This is a genomic window from Streptomyces sp. NPDC058955 (genome assembly GCF_042741435.1).
Classification (GTDB): domain Bacteria; phylum Actinomycetota; class Actinomycetes; order Streptomycetales; family Streptomycetaceae; genus Streptomyces.
Genome location: NZ_JBHYKM010000006.1, coordinates 1 through 25,435, shown reverse-complemented (window position 1 = coordinate 25,435; position 25,435 = coordinate 1). Strand labels below are relative to the sequence as shown.

Here is a 25,435-nt window from a genome sequence, read left to right as displayed (position 1 = left end):
CATGCGCACCCGACACGTCTACCACGCGGTGGACTCCCACACCGAGGGCATGCCCACCCGGGTGATCACCGGCGGAGTGGGGGTGATCCCCGGCGCCACCATGGCCGAGAAGCGCCTCCACTTCATCGAGCACCGCGACGACCTGCGCACCCTGCTCATGTACGAACCGCGCGGCCACGCCGCCATGAGCGGGGCCATCCTCCAGCCCGCCACCCGCCCCGACGCCGACTACGGAGTCCTCTTCGTCGAGGTCTCCGGCCTGCTCCCGATGTGCGGCCACGGCACCATCGGCGTCGCCACCGTCCTCGTCGAGACCGGCATGGTCCCGGTCACCGAACCGGTCACCACCGTCCGCCTCGACACCCCGGCCGGACTCGTCTCCGTCGACGTCCGCGTCGAGGACGGCGCCGCCCGCTCCGTCACCCTCACCAACGTCCCCGCCTTCAGCGTCGGCCTCGACCTCAAGACCGAGGTCCCCGGCTTCGGCACCGTCACCTACGACCTCGCCTACGGCGGCAACTTCTACGCCTTCGTCGAACTCGACGCCCTCGGCCTCCCCTTCGACCGCGCCCACAAACAGGAACTGATCACCGCCGGACTGGCGATCATGGACGCGATCAACGCGGGCGACGACCGGCCCGTCCACCCCGAGGACCCGGCCGTCGCCGGCGTCAAGCACGTCTACCTCGCCGCCCCCGGCTCCGACGCCACCCGCTCCCGGCACGCCATGGCCATCCACCCCGGCTGGTTCGACCGCTCCCCGTGCGGCACCGGCACCAGCGCCCGGATGGCCCAGCTGCACGCCCGCGGACAGCTCGCGCTCGACACCGACTTCGTCAACGAGTCCTTCATCGGCACCGAGTTCACCGGCCGGCTCGTCGCCGAGACCACCGTCGGCGGCCGGCCCGCGGTCGTCCCCACCGTCACCGGACGGGCCTGGATCACCGGCACCGCCCAGTACTTCCTCGACCCCACCGACCCCTTCCCCGCCGGATTCCTGCTGTGACCGACCTCCCCGCGGACGGCGTCCGCGTCATCGACTACCACACCGCCGGCGAACCCTTCCGGATCGTCGCCGACGGACTGCCGCCCGCCCCCGGCGACACCGTCGCCGAGCGGTGCGCCACCGCCATCGGCCCCGGCGGCTCCGGCACCGCCCCCCGCCCCGGCCCCCTGGACGCGCTGCGCCGCCTCCTCGTCCAGGAACCGCGCGGCCACGCCGGCATGTACGGCGGGTTCGTCGTCCCGCCCGACGACGACGGCGCCCATCTCGGCGTCCTCTTCTGGCACAAGGACGGCTTCTCCACCGCCTGCGGCCACGGCACCATCGCCCTCGCCGCCTGGGCCGTCGACACCGGCCGCGTCCCGGCCGGCCCCGGCGACCGCGACGTGCCCGTCCGCATCGACGTGCCGTCCGGCCGGGTCACCGCCACCGTCCACCGGTCCGGCGGCCGCACCACCGGCGTCACCTTCCGCAACGTGCCCGCCCGGGTCACCGCCCGCAAGGTGCCCGTCGCCACCGGCCTCGGCATCGTCGAGGTCGACCTCGCCCACGCCGGCGCCTGCTACGCCTCCGTCTCCGCCCGCGACCTCGGCCTCACCGTGGACAGGGCGTCCCTGCCCGCGCTCACCCGGGTGGGCCGGGAGATCCGCACCGCGCTCGCCGGCCACCCCGCCACCTGGCACCCCGACGGGCCGCTGCTCTCCGGCGTCTACGGCGTCATCCTGTACGAGGACCTGCCCGACACCCCCGAAGGGCCGCGCCAGCGGAACGTCACCGTCTTCGCCGACGGCCAGATCGACCGCTCGCCGTGCGGCTCCGGCACCTCCACCCGGCTCGCCCTCCTCGCCGACGAGGGCCGTCTGAAGGAAGGTCAGGTCCTCACCCACGAGTCGATCGCCGGCACCGTCTTCACCGGCCGCGTGCTCCCCGGCGGCGACCCCGCCGGCGGACTCGTCACCGAGGTCACCGGCACCGCCCACCGCACCGGCGAGGCGCTCTTCACCCTCGACCCGGACGACACCCTCGGCGCGGGGTTCCTCCTGTGACCGCGCTCCCGTACCTCGACGGCGGCGCCGTCACCCGGGCGCTCGCCCCGGCCGCCGCCGTCGAGGCCCTGGCCGCGGTGCTGCGGGACGGGCTCGACCCCGAGACCTGCCCGCCCCGCTCCGCCGTCCCCGTCCCGGCCGGCGAGCTGCTGCTCATGCCGGCCGCGGCCGGCCGCTGGGCCGGGGTGAAGATCGCCGGAGTGGCGCCCGGCAACGCCGCTCTCGGACTGCCCCGCATCACCGGGAGCTACCTCCTCCTCGACGGGACCACCCTCCTGCCCCGCGCCCTGCTCGACGGCGCCGCCCTCACCGCGCTGCGCACCCCGGCCGTCTCCGCCCTGGCGGTCCGTCACCTCACGCCGGGGGAGCGGCCGCTGCGGGCGGTGGTGTTCGGCTCGGGACCGCAGGCGTACGGGCACGTCGACGCGCTGCTCGCGGTGCGGAAGCTCGCCTCCGTCACCGTGGTGGCCCGCGACCCGGGGCGGGCCGAGGGGCTGGCCGCGTACGCGCGGGGGATCGGCGTGCCCGAGGCCCGCGTCGGCACCGCCGGGGAGGTGGCGGAGGCGGACCTGGTGGTCTGCTGCACCACCGCCCGCACCCCCCTCTTCGACGGGCGGCGGGTGGCGCCCGGGGCGGTGGTCGTCGCCGTCGGCTCGCACGAGCCGGACGCCCGCGAGACCGACACCGCCCTGGTCCGCCGCTCCGAGGTGTGGGTCGAGGCCCGGTCGGCGGCCCTGCGGGAGGCCGGTGACCTGCTGATCCCCGAGGCGGAGGGGGCGATCGGACCCGGCCACATCACCGGCACCCTCGCCGACCTCGTCCGGGGCCCGGCGCTGCCCGCCCCCGGCCCGGCCCCCCGCCTCTTCAAGAGCGTGGGCATGGCCTGGCAGGATCTCGCCGTGGCCGTCGCGGTCCACCGGGCAGCCCCTGGCTGAGAAACGTGACATTGTACGCTGGTCGCCTGCGGATTCTCGGAGGAACGGCGTGGGTGACCTGAAGCAGCACAGTCTCATCAAGGCCCAGGAGCGGCTTCGCGACCAGGTGGGGCACGCGCTGCGCGCGGCCCTCACGGCCGGTGAGCTGAAGCCCGGGACCGTCTACTCGGCCCCGGGCCTGGCGGCCGAGCTCGGCGTGTCGGCCACCCCGGTGCGCGAGGCCATGCTCGACCTGGCCCGCGAGGGCCTCGTCGAACCGGTCCGCAACAAGGGCTTCCGGATCACCGAGGTCAGCGAGCGGGAGCTCGACCAGTGCACCGAGCTGCGCATGCTCATCGAGGTGCCGACGGTCGGCCGGGTCACCGAGACCGCGACGACCGAGCAACTGGAGGCGCTGCGCCCGCTGGCCGAGGAGATCGTGGTCAACGCCCGCGAGCACAACCTCATCGGCTATCTGGAGGCGGACCGGCAGTTCCACCTCACCCTCCTCGGCCTGAGCGGGAACGACCGGCTGGTGGAGACCGTGGGCGACCTGCGCAAGCGGTCCCGTCTCTACGGGCTGACCGGTCTGGACGAGGCCGGCAAGCTGGTCTCCTCCGCCGAGGAGCACGTCGAACTGCTCGACCTGATGATCGCCCGCGACCGGGCCGGCGCCGAGGCGTGCATGATGCGCCACCTCGGCCACGTCCGCTCGCTCTGGGCGGAGGCCCGGGACGAGCCGGTCGAGCCGGCGGCCGGCGCGCTGCGCTCGGTCCGCAAGCGCTGATCCGGCCCGGACACGACGAACGGCGCGCCGCACCCCACGGGGGAGTGCGGCGCGCCGTTCGCGTGGGCGCGGGCGGGGATCAGACCGCCGGGGCCGGGAAGGTCGGGTACTCGACGCCCGAGACGTGCTGGACGACCCGGATGACCTGGCAGGAGTAGCCGAACTCGTTGTCGTACCACAGGTACAGGATCGCGTTGTCGCCGTCGACCTTGGTCGCGCCGGCGTCGACGATGGACGCGTGGCGCGAGCCGACGAAGTCCATCGAGACGGCGTCGGGGGCCGTGGTGAAGTCGATCTGACGCTTCAGCGGCGAGTGCAGCGAGACGTCGCGCAGGTACTCCAGCACCTCGTCGCGGGTGGTCTCGCGGCCCAGGCGCAGGCTGAGGATGGCGATCGAGACGTCCGGGACGGGGACGCGGATCGAGCTGCCCGTGATCGGGGCCTTCAGCTCCGGCAGCGCCTTCGCGACGGCCGAGGCGGCACCGGTCTCGGTGATCACCATGTTGAGCGGCGCGGAACGGCCGCGGCGGTCGGCCTTGTGGTAGTTGTCCAGCAGGTTCTGGTCGTTCGTGAACGAGTGGACGGTCTCCACGTGACCGCGCAGCACGCCGTACTCGTCGTCCATCGCCTTGAGCGGCGGGACGATGGCGTTGGTGGTGCAGGAGGCGCAGGAGAGGATCTGCTCGTCCGGCTTGATCGTGTCGTGGTTGACACCGTGCACGATGTTCGGCACGTCGCCCTTGCCCGGGGCGGTCAGGACGACCTTGTCGATGCCCGGACGCAGGTGCTTCGACAGGCCCTCGCGGTCGCGCCACTTGCCGGTGTTGTCGATCAGGATGGCGTTCTCGATGCCGTACGCCGTGTAGTCGACCTCGGAGGGGTCGTTGGCGTAGATGACCTTGATCGTGTTGCCGTTGGCGACGATGGAGCTGTTGGCCTCGTCGACGGTGATCGTGCCCTGGAACTGGCCGTGGATCGAGTCCCGGCGCAGCAGCGAGGCGCGCTTGACGAGGTCGGCCTCGCCGCCACCGCGCACGACGATGGCGCGCAGCCGCAGGCCGTTGCCCGAACCGGCCTTCTCGATGAGGAGGCGGGCGACGAGGCGGCCGATGCGGCCGAAGCCGTAGAGGACGACGTCCCGGCCGTCACGGCGCTCGATCTTGTTGGCACCCGTGGCGCCGGCGACGGCCTCCGCGGTGAACTCCTCGACCGTCAGGCCGCGCGAGTCGGCCTTGTACTCGGCGGCCAGCATGCCGATGTCGATCTGCGAGGGGCCGAGGTCGAGCGTGGTGAGCGTCTGCAGGAAAGGCAGCGTCTCGGTGACCGAGAGCTCCTCGCCGGCGATCTGGCGGGCGAAGCGGTGCGTCTTGAGGATGCTGACGACCGACTTGTTCACCAGGGAGCGGCTGTGAACGAGGACGGTGACGTCCTGCTCACGATGCAGCTTCCCGATGATCGGGATCATCGACTCCGCGATCTCCTCACGGTTCTTCCAGCTGGTGAACGAGTCATCATTGACAGTCACAAGATTTATCTTTCGAGCTAGACGGCGCTCATATGGTAACCCGGGGGTCCTTCACCCCCACAAGGGGGCCCGAACGCATGTCCCGCAGCTCACACCTCCGGCCCGCCGAACCGGTCCCCGACCAGCCGCCGCAGCTCCGCCGCCGAGCCCGGCGCCAGCCGGTAGACGCCCTGGAGGCTGACCGAGCGGAGCAGCCGCCCGTCCTCCACGTACTTCAGGTTCCGCTCGCCCCGGCGGGAGGTGAAGGTCAGCCGCTCCAGGAGGTCGCCCGGGACCACCGTGTCGAAGGAGAGCGGGGAGCCCGGCGGACCGAGCAGCACCTCGGTGACGAAGCCGGTCTTGAGGATCCGCCAGTACAGGAGCTTGTTGTAGTCGTCGTCGTGCAGTTCCGTCCCCGCCTCCTCGTACGGCAGGACGCGGGACACCTCCATCGCCCCCAGCACATGGAGCCGGGTGCGGTGGGCCCGCACCGGGAAGACCGTGTCCCCGGGGCGCAGCCCGGCCCGCAGGAAACTGGGCAGCGAGCCGTACGGCCCGCCGAAGAGCATCGTCAGCCGCACGCCCTCGTGACCGGAGCGCTTCAGCTCCCGGCAGAGGTCGTCGGTCCACAGCGTCGTATAGGAGTCGGCCACGGCAGCACCGTAGGGCCCCGCACCGACAACGCCCGCGGCTCACCCGAACGCGCGGGCCCGGAACGCCTCGCGGACCCGGGCCAGCGGGGCCGGATCCCGGGTCGTGTACAGCCGGTTGGTCAGCAGGACCGCCCAGCGGGAGCGGGCGGGGGAGACCCACATCGCCGTCCCGGTGAAGCCGAAGTGGGCCCACACGTCGTCGGCGGGCGCGGTGCCGGGCGCCGGGTGCCAGAGCAGGCCGCGCGCCGGACCGAGGTCCCCCGTGCCGACCCGCAGGGAGGCCGCCGTCCAGGCCGGGGAGAAGGTGCCCGGGGGCGGGTCGAGGACACCGCGCAGGAAGCGGCCCGTGTCGCCGGCCGTGGTGAAGACGCCGGCGATCCCGCACGCCCCGCCGAGCAGCCGGGCCGAGAAGTCGTGGACTGTTCCCCTGAGGTGGCGCCCGGTCTCCTCGTCGTACTCCGTGGGCGCGCAGCGGACCGCGGCATCGGGCGGCAGCGGGCCCCAGCGGGTCTCGCGCATGCCGAGCGGCGCCCACACGCGCTCCTCGGCGAGGCGGGCGAGCGGCCGGCCCGTCAGGTGCTCGGCCAGCCAGCCGAGGATCAGCGCCGCCCGGTCGGTGTACGCGACGGCCGCGCCCGGCGGGTGCCGCAGCGGCTCGGCGAGCACCCCGTCCCGCACGTCCTGCGGGTCGGAGCCGTACAGGAAGCGCAGATTGGCCCGGAGCGGCATCCCGGCGGTGTGGGTGAGGAGGTGGTGCGGGGTGACGGCGCCGACCGGGCGTCCGGCCGCCGCCGGCCAGAAGGTGCCGAGCGGCGCCGACAGGTCCAGCTTCCCGGCGTCCACCAGGGTGCCGGTCACCGCCCAGACGGAGAGGATCTTGGTGAGGCTGGCCACGTCGAAGAGGGTGTCCGGACGCACCGGCTCCTCCGGAAGCGCCGGGTCGAGGACCCCGACGGCGCCGGCCGACCACGTGCCGGCGGCGTCGCCGACCGCCCAGACGGCCCCCGGGCACACCCCGTCCCGGACCGCGCCCGCGAGCAGCCGGGCGTAGGGGGGAACCTCGCCGAACTCGGCCACGGCACACCTCCCACGGGGGCAGGTGCGGCCCGGACCGGCCGCACCCAGGCATGCATGCCCGCGCGCGGCGGGGAGGACACTCCGCCCCGGACGGCGTCAGTTGCAGACGACCTCGTCGCGCGGGGTGTAGTGGGTCTTGAAGGTCTGCCGCTTGACCTCCTCGCCGCCGTTCTTGAAGACCCGGTCGACGGCGATGTCGAAGCCCTCCAGCGGCTCCTGCGGCACGCACTTCTCGCCGGTGGCCTCGCGCTTCTCCGGCTTGGTGATGTTGGTCCGCGGACCGGCGACCGCCTCCACGGAGTCGTACTTCTTGGTGCCGTAGAAGGTGATGGTCACCGAGGAGTCCGTGGCGCTCGCCGCGATGTAGATCGGCTTGCCCGAGTCGTTGCGGAACTTCTGGTCCAGGCTGCCCCAGGCCACGGTGGCCTCCCGGCCCGCCGGGTAGCGCTCGATGTAGAAGGAGTGCGCGCCGTACTCGACCGGCTGCACGCCCGCGAAGAAGACCGCGTTGAAGACGGTGGTCGCCACCGCCGACACCCCGCCGCCGGGCGCCTCCTGGTAGCGGCCGTCGAGGATCATGGTGCCGTCGACGAAGCCGTTCTCCTCGGTGCGCTCGCCCACCGTCTCGTTGAAGCTCCACACCTCGCCCGGCCGCACCAGCGAGCCGTTGATCAGCTCGGCGGCCCGGCCGATGTTCACCGTCCGGTAGGGGGCCGTGGGGAAGTTCACGGTGAAGGTGGACATCTGCTCCTGGATGCCCAGCGAGCCGAGGGTGGCGGTGCTCACCTGCGGCTGGGTGACCTTGGTGGCCACGGTGGCGGTACGGGCCGCCTCCCCGGTCCGGGTGAGCAGCGGGTCCACGGCGGCGCCGAGCGACTTCTCGGTCACCTCGCGGCCCGGCCTGCCCTCCTCCACGACGACGACCTTGCCGTCCCGCACCCCGAGGGTGCCCTCCACCGGCGCGCCGGTCATGGCGGCGAGCGGGCGGGCCACGTCCGGGTCGCGCAGCAGCGCGGCGGAGTCGAGCGAGCCGGTCAGCCGGCCGTCGTCGTTCTTCACCGTCAGGTGGTCGCCCAGGGTCTCCGGGGTGATCCGCAGCTTCTGGTCGCCGACGGTCAGCGTGACCGGGCCGGAGACGGCGGGCTTCGCGTACGCGTCGAGGAAGCGGGTGACCTCGGCGGCGGCCAGCTTCGGCTGGGTCACCGACACCGGCAGGCTCACGGCGGCGGCGCCGGGTGCGGCCGGGTAGGCGGCCCGCAGGGCCTCGGCGGCCTTCGCGGTGTCGAGCTTCTGCCCGGCGACGGAGCGGGTGGCGACGGCCTCGCCGTCCCGGAAGGAGACGGAGCCCTCCTTGACGGCCCGGTCGTTCCGCTTCGCCAGCGCGGCGACGGCCGCGTCGGTCTTCGCCGCGTCATGGGCGAGGACCGGCTCGATCTCGCGGTCGCCGGACGAGAAGAGGCGCCCGATGACGGTGAACGGGTCCTTGGACGGGTCGGCGGCCCGCTCGGCGGTCGCCTCCGCGTCGACGGACAGCCCGGCGGCGGCCGGGGCCACGCTCTCGGTCCGCTCGCCGACGGTCACCGGGATCGGTGCGGTCCACGCGGCCGGCGCCTGCGCCCGCAGCCGCTCGGCGGCCTCGGCCTTGCTCAGGCCGCCTATGTCCACCCCGGCGACCCGGGTGCCGGCGGATATGTCGTCACCGGTGCTCACCAGACCGGCCACGTACAGCCCGCCCGCCGCGACGGCGACGACGCCCGTGGCGATCGCGACCGTCCGCCACCGTGGGCGGCCGCCGGCTGCGGGCGTCGGGGCATGGTCGGTCCTGGGGCGGGGCACACGCTCTCCCGGGGCGTCGGGGACAAGGGGATCCTCACGACGGTACGTCGAAAGAGTGTCAAATGCACATAAAGCCGCTCTGACCTGCGTCGATACCCCTCGGAACGGGACCGACACGGAGGGTGCGGACAGGGGGCCGCCCGGGGCGCGCCGCTACCCTGGTCCGATGCCCGCCGACGCCCCGTACCCGCACCCGCACGCCGAGCCGCAGCGGGGTGCCGTCGGTCCGCAGTCGGTGGAACGGGCGCTCGAACTGCTGGACCTGGTGGCGGACGCCGGGCGGGCCGTGGGCGCCAAGGCGCTCGCGCGGGCGCTGGGGTGCTCGCTGTCGACCGTCTACCACCTGACCGGGCCGCTGCTCGCGCGCGGCCACCTCGTCCGCACCGCCGAGGGGTACGCCCCCGGGCCCCGCGTCCCGGCCCTGCACCGCGCCCACCTCCGCCACCACGGCCTCGGCGCCCCCACCGGCGAGCTGCTCGGGCGGCTGCGCCGGGCGACCGGCGCGGAGGCGTACCACACCGCCTACCGCGACGGGCTGATCACCGTCGTCGACACCACCGCCCCCGTCACCGACACCGCCCACCCCTTCACCCCCGGCCCGGAGGCCCGCGCGCACGCCACCGCGCACGGCAAGGCGCTCCTCGCCGCCCTGCCGCGCGCCCGGCGCCGCCGCTACCTCGCCGAGCACGGCATGGCCCGCTTCACCGAGCGGACCATCATCGGCGCCGAACGCTTCGAGGCCGAGATGGCCACCGTCCGCGGCCAGGGGTACGCGGTCTCCGTCGGCGAGGCGGACCTCGCCTACACCTGCCTCGCGGTCGCCGTCCCCGACCGCGGCGACGGCATCGTGCACGCCCTGTCCGTCTCCCTGCCCACCGCGGACTTCGCCCGCCGCCAGGGCGCCGTCCGGGCCGCGCTGGCCCGCGCGGTGCCGGACTTTCCGGCCCTGCCGGAATCCTGAACGGCCGGCCTGGCCCGCGCCGGGCGGCCCGGCGCAGCCTGACGGCATGATCTTCATCGCCGTCCGTTTCACCGTCCGCCCCCACCTCGCCGACCAGTGGCTCGACCTGGTCGCCGACTTCACCGCCGCCACCCGCGCGGAGCCCGGCAACCTCTTCTTCGACTGGTCCCGCGGCGTCGACGACCCGAACGTCTTCACCCTCCTGGAGGGCTTCGCCGACGACGAGGCGGGCGCCGTCCACGTCGCCTCCGACCACTTCGCCGCCGGACTCGCGGCCATGGCCGGGGCCGTCGCCGCCACCCCCGAGATCATCAACGTGAAGACGGAGCAGCCGGGCTGGGGCCCGATGGCGGAGCTCGCGCCCACCGACGTCTGATCCCGCCGGGGCCCGCCGCCCGCCTGATAGGTTCGCCGCACAGTACGGGCGGTCGAGCGGGCGGCGCGCCCGGGGCCGAGGGGAGAAGCGGCGCATGGCGGTGAGCGGGCGACAGACCGGCAGGCCCACCCTGGAGGAGGTCGCGGCCCGGGCCGGCGTCGGCCGCGGCACGGTCTCCCGGGTCATCAACGGCTCCCCGAAGGTGAGCGAGCAGGCCAAGGCGGCCGTGGAGAAGGCCGTCGCCGAACTCGGCTACATCCCCAACCGGGCCGCCCGCGCGCTGGCCGGCAGCCGCACCGACGCCGTCGCCCTCGTCGTCCCCGAGACCGAGGCCCGGCTCTTCGCCGAGCCCTACTTCCTCGACATCATCCGCGGCGTCAGCGGCGAACTCGCCTCCGCCGACAAGCAGTTGCTGCTCACCCTGATCCGCAGCGACCAGGAGCGGCAGCGCTTCGAGCAGTACCTCGGCGCCCAGCGCGTCGACGGCGTCCTGCTCGTCTCCGTGCACGCCGACGACCCGCTGCCCGACCAGGTCCGCGCCCTCGGCCTGCCCGCCGTGCTCAACGGCCGCCGCCGCGAGGACGAGCCGGTCGCCTTCGTCGACTCCGACAACACCGGGGCCGGCCGCACCGCCGTCGCCCACCTCGCCGCCCGCGGCCGCACCCGCGTCGCCACCATCACCGGCCCCCTCGACATGTACGGCGCCCGCTGCCGCCTCGACGGCTACCGCGAGGGCCTCGCCGAGGCCGGGCTCGCCGCCGACGACGCCCTCGTCGCCACCGGCGACTTCACCGAGGAGGGCGGCCGCCGCGCCATGCGCGAACTCCTCGACCGCGCCCCGGACCTGGACGCCGTCTTCGCCGCCTCCGACGTGATGGCGGCCGGCGCCCGGGCCGTGCTCCGCGAGGCCGGCCGCCGGGTCCCCGAGGACGTCGCCCTCGTCGGCGTCGACGACTCCGCCGTCGCCCGCCTCATGGACCCGCCGCTCACCAGCGTCCGCCAGCCCATCGAGGAGATGGGCCGCACCATGGCCCGACTGCTGCTGGCCGAGATCGCCGCCCCGAGCGAGCCCGACGACCAGCCCCGCCGGATGCTCCCCACCGACCTCGTCGTCCGCGCCTCCTCCTGACGACGGCCCCCCCGTCACCCGCGCATGGCATGATCGCGCCACCGTCGGCACCGGGCCGGCGACGACCGGGGGCCACCATGAACTGGTACGTCATACCGGGAGCGTTCGCGCTCCTCCTCGCCGTCAGCGGCACCGCCACCCTCCGCACCGGCTGGGTGCCGCCCTGGCTCCGCCACAAGGTCCGCAAGGTCGCCCTCCACGGCTGGGCCCAGCTGCTGATGGCCGGATCCTTCCTCCTCCAGAGCGTCGGCGGATTCGCCGGCGAGCCCGCCGCGGGCTCCGCCGTCGGCCTGATCGCCGTGCTCACGCTGCTCGCCGCCCTCGTCCTCCTCCTCGTCTCCCAGCTCGGCCCCCGCGGCGAGTGAATCCGCGCCCCGGCGTGTCGTTCGGGTGAGCCCAGCAGGCGGCCCGGCCGCCCGTGGGTTCGAATCGGGGCATGGCTTCCTACGACAGGCGCATAGGCGGCTCCCCGAGGCCGCCCAAGGCCGGTGACACCTGGTGGTACGCCGCCGTGGCCGGCGAGGCCGCGGACTCCTTCAGCACTCGCGTCCGCACCCGGACCCGGCGTGCCTGCCTCGGGGCCGTCCTGCTGCTCACCCTCGTCTACGCGGGCCTCGTGCTCACCGCGACCGGCCGCCGCTGGGGCGACGCCGCCGTCACCGGCCGGCGCGCCGACACCCGCGTCGCCGCCTTCCTCCGCGACCACCCCTCCCTGGCCGGGGCCGCCACCCTCTCCCTCGTCCTCGCCTGCGTCCTCCTCGTCGGCCTCGGCGTGCTGCGCAAGCGGTACGCGCTCACCGGCGCCGCCGCCGGGGCCGTCGCCGTCGGGCTCGCCGTCGCCGGACTCCTCCAGCGGTACGCGCCCCGCCCCCGGGCCACCGACGCCGCCGGGGCGCTCGCCCCCAGCGGCTTCCCCAGCGCCACGGCCACCCTCGCCTTCGGGGTCGCCTTCGCCCTCGCCCTGGTCGTGCCCCGCCGCTCCCGCGAGCTCGTCGTCGGCGCCGCCACCCTCTGGGCCGTCGCCCTCGGCGCGTACTCCGTCGCCGCCGGCGACCACCGGCCCGGCGACGTCATCGCCGCCGCCCTGCTCGCGCTCGCCGTCCAGTGCGGCCTGATCGCCCTGCTCGCCCGCCGCGGCAAGGTCCGCCCCGGCACCCGGCGCGGCACCACCCTGCGCGGCCTCCCGGCGACCCTGCCGCTCGCCCTGCTCGCCGCCGGCGGACTCGCGGCCGGCTTCCTGCTGCTCGGCGACACCCTCGGCCTGCCCGCCACCGCCCCGTACGACCCCGACGAGCTCCGCCTCGCTCACCGCTGCGGCCAGGCCCTCGCCGCCGGTGTCGGGGCCGCTGCCGGGCTGGCCCTGCTGCTCCTGGTCCGCCACGTCGACCTGGCCGGCGGCCCCGCCTCGTACCGGCTCGGCGGACCCCTCATCGAGGACTCCGGCGCCCCCGATCAAGGAGAGCTCGTGGGGCCCTTTACGGAGAACCACGATCACGAGATATCTTGATGTCGAGCAATCTCGCATACGCAGACGTTGGAGCGGAGCACCCTGGTGACTGACTCGACCATCATCTACACCCACACCGACGAGGCGCCGGCCCTGGCCACGTACTCGTTCCTGCCCGTGATCCAGGCGTATGCCTCCACGGCCGGCGTCACGGTCGAGACGCGTGACATCTCGCTCGCGGGCCGCATCATCGCGAGCTTCCCCGAGTTCCTGGAGGAGGGCCAGCGCATCGGCGACGCCCTCGCCGAGCTCGGCGACCTGGCCAAGACCCCCCAGGCCAACATCATCAAGCTGCCCAACGTCTCGGCCTCGATCCCGCAGCTGAAGGCCGCGATCGCCGAGCTCCAGGGCCAGGGCTACGCGCTCCCGGACTACCCGGACGACCCGCAGTCGGACCAGGACAAGGACGTCCGCGCCCGCTACGACAAGATCAAGGGCTCGGCCGTCAACCCGGTCCTGCGCGAGGGCAACTCCGACCGCCGCGCGCCGGGCTCGGTCAAGAACTACGCCAAGAACCACCCGCACCGCATGGGCGCCTGGACCCCCGAGTCCAAGACCAACGTCGCCACCATGAGCGAGAACGACTTCGCCGGCACCGAGAAGTCCTTCGTCGCCGCCGAGGACACCACCCTCCGCTTCGAGCACGTCGCCGCCGACGGCACCGTGACCGAGCTGCGCGCCCCCCTCAAGGTCATCGCGGGCGAGGTCGTCGACGCCTCCGTCATGCGCGTCGCCGCCCTGCGGACCTTCCTCTCGGAGCAGGTCGCCCGCGCCAAGGCCGAGGGCGTCCTCTTCTCGGTGCACCTCAAGGCCACCATGATGAAGGTCTCCGACCCGATCATCTTCGGCCACGTCGTGCGCGCCTTCTTCCCGAAGACCTTCGCCGCCCACGGCGACGCGCTCGCGGCCGCCGGCCTCTCCGCCAACGACGGCCTCGGCACCGTCCTCAAGGGCCTGGACGCCCTCCCGAACGGCGCCGAGATCAAGGCGTCCTTCGACGCCGAGCTCGCCGAGGGCCCGGCCCTCGCGATGGTCGACTCCGACAAGGGCATCACCAACCTGCACGTGCCGTCCGACGTCATCGTCGACGCCTCGATGCCGGCCATGATCCGCACCTCCGGCCACATGTGGGGCCCGGACGGCCAGGAGGCCGACACGCTCGCGGTCCTCCCGGACCACAGCTACTCCGGCGTCTACCAGGCCGTCATCGAGGACTGCCGCGCCCACGGCGCCTTCGACCCGTCGACCATGGGCTCCGTCCCGAACGTCGGCCTCATGGCGCAGAAGGCCGAGGAGTACGGCTCCCACGACAAGACCTTCGAGATCGCCGCGGCCGGCACCGTCCGCCTCGTCGACGCCTCGGGCGCCACGGTCCTGGAGCAGGAGGTCGCCGAGGGCGACATCTTCCGCGCCTGCCAGACCAAGGACCTCCCGATCCAGGACTGGGTCAAGCTGGCCGTCACCCGCGCCCGCGCCACCGGCGCCCCGGCCGTCTTCTGGCTGGACGAGGAGCGCGCCCACGACGCGCAGCTCATCGCGAAGGTCAAGCAGTACCTGCCGGAGCACGACACCGAGGGCCTGGACATCCAGATCCTGTCCCCGGTCGAGGCCACCAAGTTCTCCCTGGAGCGCATCCGCCGCGGCGAGGACACCATCTCCGTCACCGGCAACGTCCTCCGCGACTACCTGACCGACCTCTTCCCGATCCTGGAGCTGGGCACCAGCGCCAAGATGCTGTCGGTCGTCCCGCTGATGGCGGGCGGCGGCCTCTTCGAGACCGGCGCCGGCGGCTCCGCCCCGAAGCACGTCCAGCAGCTCGTCAAGGAGAACTACCTCCGCTGGGACTCGCTCGGCGAGTTCTTCGCGCTGGCCGCCTCCTTCGAGCACCTGGCCACCACCACGGGCAACGCCCGCGCCCAGGTCCTCGCGGACACCCTGGACCGCGCCACCGGCACCTTCCTCAACGAGGACAAGTCGCCGACCCGTCGCCTCGGCGGCATCGACAACCGCGGCAGCCACTTCTACCTGTCCCTGTACTGGGCCCAGGAGCTGGCCGCGCAGACCGAGGACGCCGAGCTCGCCAAGGCGTTCGCCCCGCTCGCCGAGACCCTCTCGGCGAACGAGCAGAAGATCGTCGACGAGCTGAACGCCGTCCAGGGCTCCCCGGCCGAGATCGGCGGCTACTACCAGCCCGACCCGGCCAAGGCCGCGGCCGTCATGCGCCCGTCCGCCACGTTCAACGAGGCCGTCGCGTCGCTCGCCTGATCCGGCACCCGACGCGTACCGCCCCGGCCGGAACGATTCCGGCCGGGGCGGTCCCGTCGGTGGCGCATACGCCATCCGGGTGTGACCCTGGAGGGCATGAGCTGGGCATCTTGGACGACCGCCGGTGTCTACACCGGGCGTGGTGGGGTGCTGACCGTCGAGGGCGGAATCGTCACGGGCGACCTGACCGTGCACACGACCTTCGCCGACGGTGAGGCACGCGTGGCCGTGCAGTACAGCGGCGCATCCGACTGGTTCACCATGTCGGGCAGTCCCGTCCCCTGCTCCTCGGAGGAGGAGAGCCGAGAACTCCACGACGCCGTCGTGGAAGCCGTCCGGGAGGGCCACGGGGCCACCGTCCCCCGCCTGCCCCACCCGACCGGCTAGCGACCGGAGCGTCGAGCGAAAAAAAGTGTTATCCCCACCCGGCCCCTCGGGTCTCCAGCAGGACGGGGAAGCGGACCGGGGACAAGGGAGCACCATCCATGCACAGTGACGAGCAGCGCACCACCGCCCTGGTGGAGGCGGCGCGCGCGGGCGATGCGCACGCCAGGGACGCACTGGTACGCGCCTTCCTGCCGCTCGTCCACAACGTGGTCGGCCGCGCCCTCGACGGGCACGCCGACACCGACGACATCGTCCAGGAGACCCTGGTCCGCGCCCTCGACGGGCTGCCCGCGCTGCGGGACCCGGCGCGCTTCCGGTCCTGGCTCGTCGCCATCGCCATGAACGGGGTCCGCCGCCGCTGGCGGGAACGCCGCCAGGCGCCCGTCCCCGGCCTCGACCGGGCCGTCGGCCTCGCCGACCCGGCCGGCGACTTCACCGACCTCACGATCCTCCGCCTCGGACTGACCGGACAGCGCCGCGACGTCGCCCGGGCCACCCGCTGGCTCGACGAGGACGACCACGAACTGCTGTCGCTGTGGTGGCTGGAGGCCGCCGGCGAACTCACCCGCGCCGAACTCGCCGAGGCCCTCGGGCTCGAACCGGCCCACGCCGCCGTCCGGGTCCAGCGCATGAAGGAACGCCTGGAGACCGGCCGGGCGGTCGTCGGCGCCCTCGACGCCCGCCCGCGCTGCCCCGACCTGGCCGCCGCCCTCACCTCGTGGGACGGCCGCCCGTCCCCGCTGTGGCGCAAGCGGCTCGCCCGTCACCTGCGCGACTGCCGCGCCTGCGGCACCGGCCGCGACCGCCGCGGACTCGCCCCCGTCGAGGGCCTGCTCGTCGGCCTCGGCCTGGTCCCGCCCGCCGCCGGAGCCCTCCTGGACGCCGGTACGGCCCCGGCGTTCGCGGCGGAACCGGTCGGGTGGGCGGAGCAGACGGGCGGCACGGAACCGACCGGCGCGACCGAACCCACCGGCGCGACCGAACCGACCGGCGTGGCGGAGCCGACCGGCGTGGCGGAGCCGACCGGCGTGGCGGCCGGGCCGTCGGCCGGGCACGCCGCCCCGTACTGGACCCCCGGACGCCGGGCCGGGGCCGGGGCCGCCGGCGTCGCGGCCGTCGCCGTCCTCGGGGCGCTCGTGCTCACCCTCCCCGGGCCCGCCGCACCCCGCCCCGAGCCCGCCCGGCCCGCCGCCGCGCCGCCCGCCACCACCCCGGCGCCGACCTCCACCCCCACGCCCACGCCGAGCACCGTCACCGCCGCCGCCACCCGCCCGGCGCCCACCCGCACGCCCACCACCACCGCGCCGACCCCGACCCGTACCGTCGCGCCGACCCCCGCCGACCCGGGCGAGCGGGTCACCGAACTGGTCAACCGGCTGCGCGCGCGGGCCGGTTGCGGACCGCTGCGCACCGACGCCCGGCTGACCTCCGCCGCCCTCGCCTACGCCCGGGACATGACGGCCCGCGGCTACTACGGTCACGCCAGCCCCGAGGGCGAGTTCGCGGACACCCGGATGACCGAGGCCGGGTACCGCTGGTCGGCGTGGGCGGAGAACCTGGCCCAGGGACAGCGGGACCCGGCGGACGTGGTCGCGAGCTGGCGGGACGACGCCGCCCACCGGCGCAACCTCCTCGACTGCGCCTACCGCGACACCGGGGTGGCCGCCGTGCCCGGCCCGCGCGGCACGGTCTGGGTGCAGAAGCTGGCCGCGCCCGCGAACTGAGCGGGCGTCACCCCTTGGTGCCGAAGTCCTGCACCCACCACGGTCCGTCGGCGGTGAGGGCGACGCCCACCCCGATGTCGCGGAACGAGCAGTTGAGGATGTTCGACCGGTGGGCCGCGCTGCCCATCCAGTCGTCCATCGCCCGCTCCGGGGTCTTCGGCCCCTTGTGGATGTTCTCGCCCCACGCCGACCAGTCGTAGCCGGTGGCGCTGATCCGGTCGCCGCCGTCCCGCCCCTCGGGGCTGGCGTGGGCGTAGTAGTCGCGGGCCGCCATGTCGTCGGCGTGCCCCTGGGCGGCCCTGCCCAGCCGGGCCTCGGCGCGCAGCGGGCCGCAACCGGCCCGGTCCCGTTCGGCGTTGGCGAGCGCGATGACGTCCTGGACGTACCGGGTCGTCCGGGACGGCGCCTTCACCGGGGCCGCGAGGACGGCCCCCGTCTGAGGGGCGAGCCCGTCGGCCGGCCCGCCGGCGCCGTCTCCCCGGGGTGCGGCCGGGGTCTGCCGGGCCCCGGCGAGGGCCTGGGGCGAGGCGGGGGCGGGGAGGGGGCGGGTGGGGGGTGGGGCCTGGGGGGACGGGGGCGTGGCCGCGCGGGGGGCGGGGGCGGCGGGCGGGGTGGCCGCGTACACACCGAGCAGGATCGTGACGGCGGCCGCCGTGGTGCCGGCGGCGAGCACGGCCGCGGGGAAGCCCGGCCGGCGGAGCGGGCGGCGGCGGACCGGGCCGCCGCGGCGGTGGCGGCCGGACGTGGTGCCGGCGGGACGGGGGTGGCCCTGGGGGCCGGAACCGTCGTGGGGGTCGGGACCGTCGTACCGCATGGGGCTCCGCTCTCTCGCCTGCGCCGCCGTCGGGTCCGGTGCCCGGGCGGGCCACCGGGGGCGACGGGGTCAAGGCTTTCCGCGCGCCGCCGCCCCGACACCCCACGTCAACCCGGCGGGTCAACCCCGTGCGTCAACCCGCCGCGCCGGCTTGACGGGTGGCCCCGTCCCCCCTCAGCCCTGCGGGATCACCGCCACCGGGCACGGCGCCAGGTGGAGCGCCGCGTGCGCCACCGAGCCGATCCGCTGCCCCAGCGCCCCGCGCTTCGCCCGCCGGCCCACCACCAGCAGCTGCGCGTTCCCGGAGGTGGTGAGCAGCACCTGTCCGGCGCTGCCGAGTTCCACGTGCTCGGTCACCGGCACGTGGGGGTACCGCTCGCGCCACGGGGCCAGGGCCTCGCGGAGCGCCTTCTCCTCGAAGGGCACCAGGCCGCCGGCGTCGTCGGCGAGCCGCATCGACGCCGGGCTGTACGCGAAGAGCGGCGGCAGGTTCCAGGCGCGCACCGCGCGGATCGCGGCGCCCCGGGCGGCGGCCGTCTCGAAGGCGAACCGCAGCACGGCCTCGCTGTCCTCGGGGCTGCCCTGCTGGCCCACCAGGATCTCGCCGGTGGGCGGTTCGGCGGCCCGGTCGTCGCGGGCGCGGACCGCGACCACCGGGCGGGTCGCGGCGGCGATGACCTGCTGGCCGTACGAGCCGAGCAGGAACCCGGCCACCGCGCCGTGCCCGCGCGAGCCGATGACCAGCATCTCGGCCTCGCCGATGGTGTCGAGCAGCGCGGCGACCGGGGTGTCGGTGAGCACCTCGGCGGTGACCGCCAGCTCCGGGTGCCGGCCCGCGATCTCCGTCGCGGCGGTGCGGACCACCTGCTCGGCGGCGTGCTCCTGCGTCTCGCGGTCCTGGACGAGCGGCAGGTCGAGCGGTTCCCACCGCCAGGCGTGCGCGAGCCGCAGCGGGACGCCCCGGTGCTCCGCCTCCCGGGCGGCCCAGTCGGCGGCGGCCAGGCTCTCCGGCGAACCGTCCACCCCCGCCACGATCTCCCGGCCCGCGCGGGTCTCCCGGGCCTCGCCGCCGTCCGCTCCGGTCTGCTGGGCCTCGCGACTCATCTGACGTCCTCCCTGGTCGTGGCGTGACGGGTCCGGCCCGGCGGCCGGATCCCTCCTCACCCCCAGCTTGGGGCCATCGGCCGTCCCGGATGAGGGCCGGAGGTCCCGACATGCCGGTCCGTCCGCCCCTGGGACCCATGTTGAACACGTTCAAGATGGCGTGGCAGGATGCTCCCGGGGGTGATCGTCATGAAGACGACGACGCGGACCGGTCCTCCTTCGTTCGGCCGGATCCTGATGGTGGCGACGGGCATGCTCATGCTGGAGCTGGCGTTCGCCGCGTGGGTGGGCGCGCTGTACGGCGCGACCCAGGAGGCGGCCACGAGCGACGGCTACGGGTTCACGCTGATGATGCTGCCCCTGGTGGCGCTGCCGGCGACGCTCCTCGTCGCCGTCGCGGCCCTCGTCCTCGTGGTGCCGACGGTCCTGCTGTCGGCGGAGCTGGGGCGGCGGTTCGGCGGCGCGGCCGAGGGGGAGGCCGAGCCGTGGTGGTGGATCCCGGTCTCGGCCGCGCCGGTCGCGGCGGTCGGCGCCGTCCTGCTCGTCCTGCGCGGATTTCCGTCCCCGCGCGCGGCCCTGGTCGCCTGGGCGGTGCTGGTCGCGCTGATCGTCCCGGCCGCGCTGGTCGCCCGGCTGCCCCGGCGGTGGTTGCTGCGGGGGATCGCCCTGTGGGGGTCGGTCGGGCTGATGGGCCTCGCCGCCCTCGGCGGCATCGCGCTCGGCAGCGGCGTCCTCGACGCGTACGAGCCGCCGGTGGCGACCCGCGAGGAGCTGGTCGGCACCTGGACGGACGGGCACGGCGGCACCCTGGAGTTCGCCGCCGACGGCACGCTGACGGCCGACGGCGTCGCGGACCCCTTCGGTTTCGCCCCGGCCCCGGGCGAGGCCGTGGACACCTGCACGGCGCGCGGCACCTGGGCGTACGCGCCCGCCGCCGACGCCTGGGACGGGGCCGTGGCGGCCGACCTTCCGGGCTGCGGGGACACCCCCTGGGAGATCGGCGGCGAGGACGGGCGGGTCGTGCTCCAGCGGTGGGGCCTGGACGGGGACCTGCTCGCGGAGCTGACGCGGGCTCCCTGACCGGCGGGCCGCCGGCGCCGCGTCAGGCGCTGCGCGCCAGCCGCGCGTGGGTGCCGTGCAGGTAGTGGTCGCCGATGTCGCGGAGGCGGTGCGAGGGGCGGGTGCGGGCGGTGAGCGCGCGGGCGTTGCGCCAGAAGCGGTCGAAGCCGGGGCCGCCGCCCCCGGCGGGCGGGGCGCCCTCGACGAGTTCCAGGATCCGGGTGGTCAGCTGGACCGCCGCCCGGCCGGTGACGGTCTCGGCGGCGGCCACCAGGACCGCCAGGTCGGCGCGGTCCTCGACGCCGAGCGTCCACCCGGACCGCAGGCCGCGGGTGAGGGCGTCGGTGGCGCGCTCGGCGACGGCGGCGGCGGTGTGCGCGGCGGTCGCCAGCTCCCCGTAGGAGAGCAGCAGGTACGGGTCGTCCCCCTGGTCCGGCAGGGCGTCGGCGGACGCCGTGCCGCGGGGCGCCGCGCCCGGCTCCGGGACGGCCGCGCGGTTCACGTCCCGGGCCTCGGCGAGCGCGCCCTCCGCGATGCCGAGCGCCACGTGCACGAGCAGCAGCCGGAGCACGAGCGGCGCGAGCGCGGTGAAGGGCGCCACGGCGTGCTCGTCGGCCGGCAGGGTGCCGAGGACCCGGGCCCGGGGCACCGGCACATGGTCGAAGACCACCGTCCCGGCGCCGGTCAGCCGCTGCCCGACCCGGTCCGCCGCCGCCTCGGCGCGCACCCCGGGGTGGGCCGGGTCGACGAGGACGACCAGCTGGTCCCCGGTGCCGGCGGGCCGGGCGGTGACCACCAGCCGGTCGGCGACGGTCACCGCCGAGTCGAACGCCCGGCGGCCGTCGAGGAGCCACCCGCCCCGGTCGACGCGGGTGAGGGTGAGGCCGTTCCCGGCGCCGGACGACGGGGGTTCGGTCGCCCCGGCGAGCAGCCAGCCCTCGGCCGCCGTCCGGGCGTCGAGGCGCGGGAACGTTCCGGCGCTCCGGCCCGCCGGGCCGGCCAGGAAACGGCTCGTCCAGGACAGGGCGTAGTGGTGGGCGAGGAGTTCGCCGACCGAGCTGTCGGCGGCGGAGAGTTCCCGCACGGCGGAACACGCGGTGCGCAGGTCGGCCCCGTGCCCGCCGCCGCCGAGGGCGGGGTCGGCGGCGGTGAGGAAGGCGGGGAGTCCCGCCTCCTGGAGCCGTTCCACCTCGTCGCGGGGGCTCCGGCCGGCCCGGTCGCGGAGGTGCGCGTCGACGGCCAGGTCGTCGGCGACTTCCCGGACGACCCGCCGCCAGAGGGTGTCGTCCCTCGGCGTCGTCTGCTGCGCGCTCATACCGTCCCCACCCGCTCTCTGTAATCCCACTGGATCACTAGGGATAGTGGCAGAGGGGTGGCCGGGGCCCCAAGAGGTGTCCGAGATACGGATGGGGGCGTATCGGTGGGTGAGATGGGGTCAGGTCGGCGCAGGTGGCGCGGGGTTGCCGCCGGGTGGGCGGCCCGGGTGGTGGCCCGTCAGGGGTTGGTCCACGCCTCCGGGTCGTCCGCCCGCGCGGCGATCTCGGCCGGCAGCCGGGCCGAGGCGACCTCCGCGAGCGAGACGCCCAGCACGTCGCGCACGCCGGCCCGCAGCGCGATCCACACCGGCAGCAGCGACTCGGCGGGGCCGGTGTACGAGAGGTCCGGCGGGCGCTGGCCGCGCACCGACACCAGCGGGCCGTCCACGCAGCGGATGACGTCCGCCACCGAGATCGTCTCGGCGGGCCGCGCCAGCCAGTAGCCGCCCCGCCCGCCGCGCTGGCTCTCGACCAGGCCGCCCTTGCGCATGTCGCCGAGGATGCCCTCCAGGAACTTGTGGGAGATGCCCTGCCCCTCGGCGATCGCCTCGGCCTTCAACGGCCCGGCGTCGCCCGCGGCCGCGAGCTGGAGGGCGGCCCGCACGGCGTAGTCGGCCCTGGCTGAAATGCGCATGCGGCGCATTATTCCGTACGGCTCCGAGGGGCGTCGGACGCCGGTCGCGCGAGCCTCGCCGCCCCGGGTGCGGGGCCCTGCCGCGTGCCGCCCGGTCGGGCCGTGGCCGGTCGGCGGCCCGGGGCCGGAGTGCCGTCGGACGTCCGGTCCGCACCCTTGACGGCGTCCGCCGCCCGCCGGACACTCGGGGCAGGCAATCCGAGCGGACGGGTAGGGAACGGCATGCGACACGGCGACGGGCTCGACGGCCGGCCGGCCCGCCCCCTGCCGCGGTCCCTGCCCCTCACCTCGCGCCGCCACATCGACCTGCTGCGGGTGTGCAGCGCGGCCTGACCGCGCCCGCCGCCGCCGTCGCGGCCCTTCCGGCCATCGCTTTCCCGTCACTCTGCTGCCGCCGCACGGGCGTTCCGCCGCGTCCCGACGGAGCCCGCGCGGATCCAGCACCGAGCAACCCTGGGAGCACCATGTCCGTCGTCGTCCCCTCCTCGCTGCTGCCCGGCTCCGCCGCGCCCGCCTTCCGGGGCCGGATCGGCCGGTCCGCCGACAGCGGCCACTACGCCGTGCCGCACCGCTACCGGCTCCATCTGGCCCCGGCCGACCCCGACTGTCTGGGCCTCGCCGTCACCCACGGACTCCTCGGCCTCGACGCCACCCTGCCGCTGCGCCTCCTCCCCGAACTCCCCGACGCCCCCGACGGCTCGTACACCGCCCTCCGCCCCCTCTACGAGGCCGGCGCCCACCTCTACTCCGGCCCCGCCACCGCGCCCGTCCTCGGCGACGCCTGGACCGGACGGATCGTCAGCAACCACGTCCCCGACATCCTCCGCGACCTCGCCCTGCGCTTCCGGGGCGACGGCCCCGACCTGCTGCCGGAGGAGCACCGCGCGGAGATCGACGGCCTCGCCGCGCTGTGCGCGGACGGCGTCCACCGGGCGGCGCAGCGCGCCGGCGAACTCGGCCTCCACCCGGACGAGGCCGTGCGGCGGGAGGCCGACGACGCCCTCGGGACGCTCTTCGCGGCGCTCGCCGACCTCGACGCGCGGCTCACCGGCCGGCCGTACCTCCTCGGCTCCGCCCCCACCCTCGCCGACGTGCACGTGTGGGGCGCCCTGCTGCGGCTCGACACCGTCCACCGCTGGCACCTGGACGCCGCCGCCCTGCACCGCGTCGCCGGCCACCGGACGCTCTGGGCGTACGCCCAACGGCTCGCCGCCCACCCGGCGTTCGCCCGCCACCTCGACGTCGACGCGGTCCTGCGCCGCCACCGCGCGCACTGCCGGGGGCTGGAGGCGGCGGGCGCGGCGATCCGGATCGTCGACTGGGGCGGCGCCGGCCGCTGACGTCGGGACCCCGGGCGGCGACCCGGGCGGCGGGGCTGGGTGGCCGGGCCGGGTGGCCGGGCCGGGTGGTGGGGCCGCGGCGGCGGGGCTCAGGCGGCGCGGCGGCCCGCCAGGGGGGCCGTGTCGTCGCCGGCGCCGGAGCGCACGCCGCGCAGGAACGCCTCCAGCGCCTCCACCGAGGTCGCCTCGGGCCGCCACTCCAGCTCCTCGCGCGCCCGGTCCGTCGACATCACCGGGAGGTGCCGCAGGAGGTCGAAGAGGCCGGGGGAGGCGGGGGCGAGCCGCAGGTGCCAGGCCGCCGCGAGCGCGCCGCGCACCGCGCCCGCCGGGACCCGCACCGGGCGGGCCCCGAACAGCTCGCCGAGCAGCGCCGCGTCCACCACCGGCTCCGCCGCCAGGTTGAACGCGCCCCGCACGTCCCGCAGCACCGCCCGCGCGTAGGCGTCGGCGGCGTCGTCGGTGTGCAGCACCTGGAAGCGCAGGCCCGCCGGCTCCGGCAGCACCGGCAGCAGATCGGGCCGGACCAGCTGCCCGGGAAGGAACCGGCCCGCGAAGATCCGGCGCTGCTCGCTCGCCGCCTCCTCCTTGAAGAGGAACGCCGGCCGCATCCGTACCACCCGGGTCTGCGGGTGGTCGCGCTCGAAGGTGTCGAGGACCCGCTCCAGATACGCCTTCTCCCGGCTGTACGCGGCGCCCGGCCAGCCGTGCGTCGGCCACGCCTCGGAGACCGGCGCGCCGCTCTCCGGGCCGGGGGAGTACGCCCCCACCGAGGAGGCGCACACCAGCGCCGGCACCCGGGCCGCCGCGACCGCGTCGCACACCCGCAGGGTGCCCAGCACGTTGGTGCGCCAGGTCGTCACGGGGTCGTGCGTCGGCTGGAAGCGCCACGCCAGGTGCACCACCGCGTCGGCGTCCGCCACGTACTGGGCGAGCCGCGGCTCGTCGCCGTCCCGGGACAGGTCGACGGCGGCCCACTCGACGCCCCTCAGTTCGAGCCCCGGCAGCCGGCGGGCCAGCCCGAGCACGGAGGCGACCTCCGACGTGCTCGCCAGGGCCCGCACCACGCTCGTGCCCACGTTCCCGGTGGCCCCCGTGACGACCACCCTCAGTCGCGTAGTCGGGTTCATGTCTTCGACCCTCCGCCATCCGGGCGACGTCCGCACCTCGGCCCCGCGCACGGTGACCCAACGTGCTCATTCGGGTCGCGCGAGTGACCCGCCATGAGCACCATGGAGCGACGCACGAGACGGGGGGCCGCCACGGAGGACCCCATGCTGCTGCCCGACCGGAACACCGTCGAACGGCTCCTCCGGCACTACCGCGACCAGGAACGCACCGTCCGCGCCACCCCCGGCGACCTCTCCGTCCGCCGCCGCTTCGAGGACACCGCCTACACGCTGTGCGTGCTCATGGGCGTCCGCTCGACCCCCGAAGCCCTCCGCGCCGCCGAACGGTACGTCGCCCCGAAGGCCGCGCGGGCGCCCCGGGCTCCGCTGTGACCGCGTCCCGCCGCCCCGCGTAGGGCAGCGCCGACGCCGCGCAGACCACCGCCGCGCACAGCGGCGCCACCGTCAGGGACGCGGACGCCACCGGCCCCGCCACGGCCGCGCCGACCGCGAAGCCGGTGATCTTCAGGCTTGCGCCGGTGGTGAACACCCGGCCGCGCAGCCGGTGCGGCGTCTGCTCGTGCCGCACCGTGAACAGGGCCGTCAGCTGCGGCCCTTCGGCGGCCCCCGCCACCACGAACGCCCCCGCCAGAGCCACCGGTCCGCCCGCCGCGCCCACCGCCCAGGCGACCGCCGCCCACGCGCCCGCCTGCACCAGCGCCCCACCCCACAGCAGCCGCCCCGGCCGCACCGCCCGGGGCCACCGGGCGTGCGCCGCCGTCGCCACGAGCGAGGCGGCCGCCGCCACGGAGAGCAGCAGCGCCGGGGTCTTATAAACAACAGACGCGGCCGACGAAAGTCCAAAAGTATATCTCGGTGGGGGCCGGGTCTTT

The 25,435-nt window shown here is 75.5% G+C and carries 25 protein-coding genes; 16 read left to right on the top strand and 9 right to left on the bottom strand.

Annotated elements, in window-relative coordinates; translation table 11 throughout:
• Position 1: 1 nt before the first annotated feature.
• Genes ACFW1I_RS04395 through ACFW1I_RS04380 form a run of 4 tightly spaced genes read left to right on the top strand, consistent with a single transcriptional unit; the run spans position 2 to position 3,750 of the window.
• Positions 2-1,006, top strand: coding sequence for a proline racemase family protein (locus ACFW1I_RS04395; RefSeq protein ID WP_384665938.1), 1,005 nt, complete (start codon positions 2-4; stop codon positions 1,004-1,006).
• Positions 994-2,049, top strand: coding sequence for a proline racemase family protein (locus ACFW1I_RS04390; protein ID WP_384666127.1), 1,056 nt, complete (start codon positions 994-996; stop codon positions 2,047-2,049). Before ACFW1I_RS04395 ends, ACFW1I_RS04390 begins: the two co-directional genes overlap by 13 nt.
• Positions 2,046-2,984: an ornithine cyclodeaminase family protein gene (locus tag ACFW1I_RS04385; RefSeq protein ID WP_384665936.1), complete on the top strand. Its 939-nt coding sequence runs from the start codon at positions 2,046-2,048 to the stop codon at positions 2,982-2,984. The genes ACFW1I_RS04390 and ACFW1I_RS04385 overlap by 4 nt, the downstream gene beginning before the upstream one ends.
• 49 nt (positions 2,985-3,033) lie before the next feature.
• Entirely contained in the window at positions 3,034-3,750 is a 717-nt protein-coding gene (locus tag ACFW1I_RS04380; RefSeq protein WP_384665934.1) for a GntR family transcriptional regulator, read from the top strand.
• Positions 3,751-3,829: 79 nt separating this feature from the next.
• On the opposite strand, the gene ACFW1I_RS04375 is transcribed toward ACFW1I_RS04380, so the two are convergent.
• The 4 genes from ACFW1I_RS04375 to ACFW1I_RS04360 form a co-directional block, all read right to left on the bottom strand.
• Positions 3,830-5,275: a glyceraldehyde-3-phosphate dehydrogenase gene (locus ACFW1I_RS04375; RefSeq protein ID WP_351852471.1), complete on the bottom strand. Its 1,446-nt coding sequence runs from the start codon at positions 5,273-5,275 to the stop codon at positions 3,830-3,832.
• A gap of 89 nt (positions 5,276-5,364) precedes the next feature.
• On the bottom strand, positions 5,365-5,907 hold the full coding sequence (locus ACFW1I_RS04370; RefSeq protein WP_384665932.1) for a hypothetical protein: 543 nt from the start codon (positions 5,905-5,907) through the stop codon (positions 5,365-5,367).
• 39 nt (positions 5,908-5,946) lie between these two features.
• Positions 5,947-6,984: a serine hydrolase domain-containing protein gene (locus tag ACFW1I_RS04365; protein WP_384665930.1), complete on the bottom strand. Its 1,038-nt coding sequence runs from the start codon at positions 6,982-6,984 to the stop codon at positions 5,947-5,949.
• 96 nt (positions 6,985-7,080) lie between these two features.
• On the bottom strand, positions 7,081-8,820 hold the full coding sequence (locus ACFW1I_RS04360) for a VanW family protein (protein ID WP_384665928.1): 1,740 nt from the start codon (positions 8,818-8,820) through the stop codon (positions 7,081-7,083).
• 166 nt (positions 8,821-8,986) lie between these two features.
• On the opposite strand from ACFW1I_RS04360, the gene ACFW1I_RS04355 reads away from it, so the two are divergent.
• The 8 genes from ACFW1I_RS04355 (at position 8,987) to ACFW1I_RS04320 (ending at position 17,169) form a co-directional block, all read left to right on the top strand.
• Complete coding sequence (locus ACFW1I_RS04355; RefSeq protein WP_384665926.1) at positions 8,987-9,781, top strand: IclR family transcriptional regulator; 795 nt, start codon at positions 8,987-8,989, stop codon at positions 9,779-9,781.
• Positions 9,782-9,827: 46 nt separating this feature from the next.
• Positions 9,828-10,157 (top strand): putative quinol monooxygenase, encoded by a 330-nt coding sequence (locus tag ACFW1I_RS04350; RefSeq protein ID WP_384665924.1) that lies wholly within the window; start codon positions 9,828-9,830, stop codon positions 10,155-10,157.
• Positions 10,158-10,251: 94 nt separating this feature from the next.
• Complete coding sequence (locus tag ACFW1I_RS04345) at positions 10,252-11,286, top strand: LacI family DNA-binding transcriptional regulator (protein WP_384665922.1); 1,035 nt, start codon at positions 10,252-10,254, stop codon at positions 11,284-11,286.
• 77 nt (positions 11,287-11,363) lie between these two features.
• Positions 11,364-11,651, top strand: coding sequence for a hypothetical protein (locus tag ACFW1I_RS04340; RefSeq protein WP_384665921.1), 288 nt, complete (start codon positions 11,364-11,366; stop codon positions 11,649-11,651).
• 71 nt (positions 11,652-11,722) lie between these two features.
• Positions 11,723-12,793: a phosphatase PAP2 family protein gene (locus ACFW1I_RS04335; RefSeq protein ID WP_384665919.1), complete on the top strand. Its 1,071-nt coding sequence runs from the start codon at positions 11,723-11,725 to the stop codon at positions 12,791-12,793.
• Positions 12,794-12,838: 45 nt separating this feature from the next.
• Positions 12,839-15,058, top strand: coding sequence for an NADP-dependent isocitrate dehydrogenase (locus ACFW1I_RS04330; protein WP_384665917.1), 2,220 nt, complete (start codon positions 12,839-12,841; stop codon positions 15,056-15,058).
• Positions 15,059-15,154: 96 nt separating this feature from the next.
• On the top strand, positions 15,155-15,445 hold the full coding sequence (locus ACFW1I_RS04325) for a hypothetical protein (RefSeq protein WP_031014781.1): 291 nt from the start codon (positions 15,155-15,157) through the stop codon (positions 15,443-15,445).
• Between the two features lie 98 nt (positions 15,446-15,543).
• On the top strand, positions 15,544-17,169 hold the full coding sequence (locus tag ACFW1I_RS04320) for a sigma-70 family RNA polymerase sigma factor (RefSeq protein WP_384665915.1): 1,626 nt from the start codon (positions 15,544-15,546) through the stop codon (positions 17,167-17,169).
• A gap of 7 nt (positions 17,170-17,176) precedes the next feature.
• Here ACFW1I_RS04320 and ACFW1I_RS04315 read toward each other — a convergent pair whose 3' ends face one another.
• On the bottom strand, positions 17,177-17,983 hold the full coding sequence (locus ACFW1I_RS04315) for a CAP domain-containing protein (protein WP_384665913.1): 807 nt from the start codon (positions 17,981-17,983) through the stop codon (positions 17,177-17,179).
• Between the two features lie 174 nt (positions 17,984-18,157).
• On the bottom strand, positions 18,158-19,087 hold the full coding sequence (locus ACFW1I_RS04310; protein ID WP_384665911.1) for a universal stress protein: 930 nt from the start codon (positions 19,085-19,087) through the stop codon (positions 18,158-18,160).
• A gap of 189 nt (positions 19,088-19,276) precedes the next feature.
• On the opposite strand from ACFW1I_RS04310, the gene ACFW1I_RS04305 reads away from it, so the two are divergent.
• Complete coding sequence (locus ACFW1I_RS04305) at positions 19,277-20,167, top strand: hypothetical protein (RefSeq protein ID WP_384665909.1); 891 nt, start codon at positions 19,277-19,279, stop codon at positions 20,165-20,167.
• A gap of 22 nt (positions 20,168-20,189) precedes the next feature.
• Here the strand turns inward: ACFW1I_RS04305 and ACFW1I_RS04300 are convergent, their stop codons facing one another.
• On the bottom strand, positions 20,190-21,461 hold the full coding sequence (locus ACFW1I_RS04300; protein ID WP_384665907.1) for an acyl-CoA dehydrogenase family protein: 1,272 nt from the start codon (positions 21,459-21,461) through the stop codon (positions 20,190-20,192).
• Between the two features lie 179 nt (positions 21,462-21,640).
• Positions 21,641-22,096 carry an RrF2 family transcriptional regulator gene (locus ACFW1I_RS04295; protein ID WP_384665905.1) on the bottom strand — a complete coding sequence of 152 codons (456 nt, stop codon included), beginning with the start codon at positions 22,094-22,096 and terminating at the stop codon, positions 21,641-21,643.
• Between the two features lie 464 nt (positions 22,097-22,560).
• On the opposite strand from ACFW1I_RS04295, the gene ACFW1I_RS04290 reads away from it, so the two are divergent.
• A complete protein-coding gene (locus ACFW1I_RS04290) occupies positions 22,561-23,436 on the top strand; it encodes a glutathione S-transferase C-terminal domain-containing protein (RefSeq protein ID WP_384665903.1) in 876 nt (291 codons plus the stop codon).
• 89 nt (positions 23,437-23,525) lie between these two features.
• Here the strand turns inward: ACFW1I_RS04290 and ACFW1I_RS04285 are convergent, their stop codons facing one another.
• Positions 23,526-24,563, bottom strand: coding sequence for an NAD-dependent epimerase/dehydratase family protein (locus ACFW1I_RS04285; protein WP_384665901.1), 1,038 nt, complete (start codon positions 24,561-24,563; stop codon positions 23,526-23,528).
• A 144-nt stretch (positions 24,564-24,707) separates the two neighbouring features.
• Here ACFW1I_RS04285 and ACFW1I_RS04280 point away from each other — a divergent pair, with 144 nt between their 5' ends.
• Complete coding sequence (locus ACFW1I_RS04280; protein ID WP_384665899.1) at positions 24,708-24,935, top strand: DUF5133 domain-containing protein; 228 nt, start codon at positions 24,708-24,710, stop codon at positions 24,933-24,935.
• A gap of 146 nt (positions 24,936-25,081) precedes the next feature.
• Positions 25,082-25,378, top strand: a complete 297-nt coding sequence (locus ACFW1I_RS04275) for a hypothetical protein (RefSeq protein ID WP_384665897.1) — start codon at positions 25,082-25,084, stop codon at positions 25,376-25,378.
• Positions 25,379-25,435 lie beyond the last annotated feature (57 nt).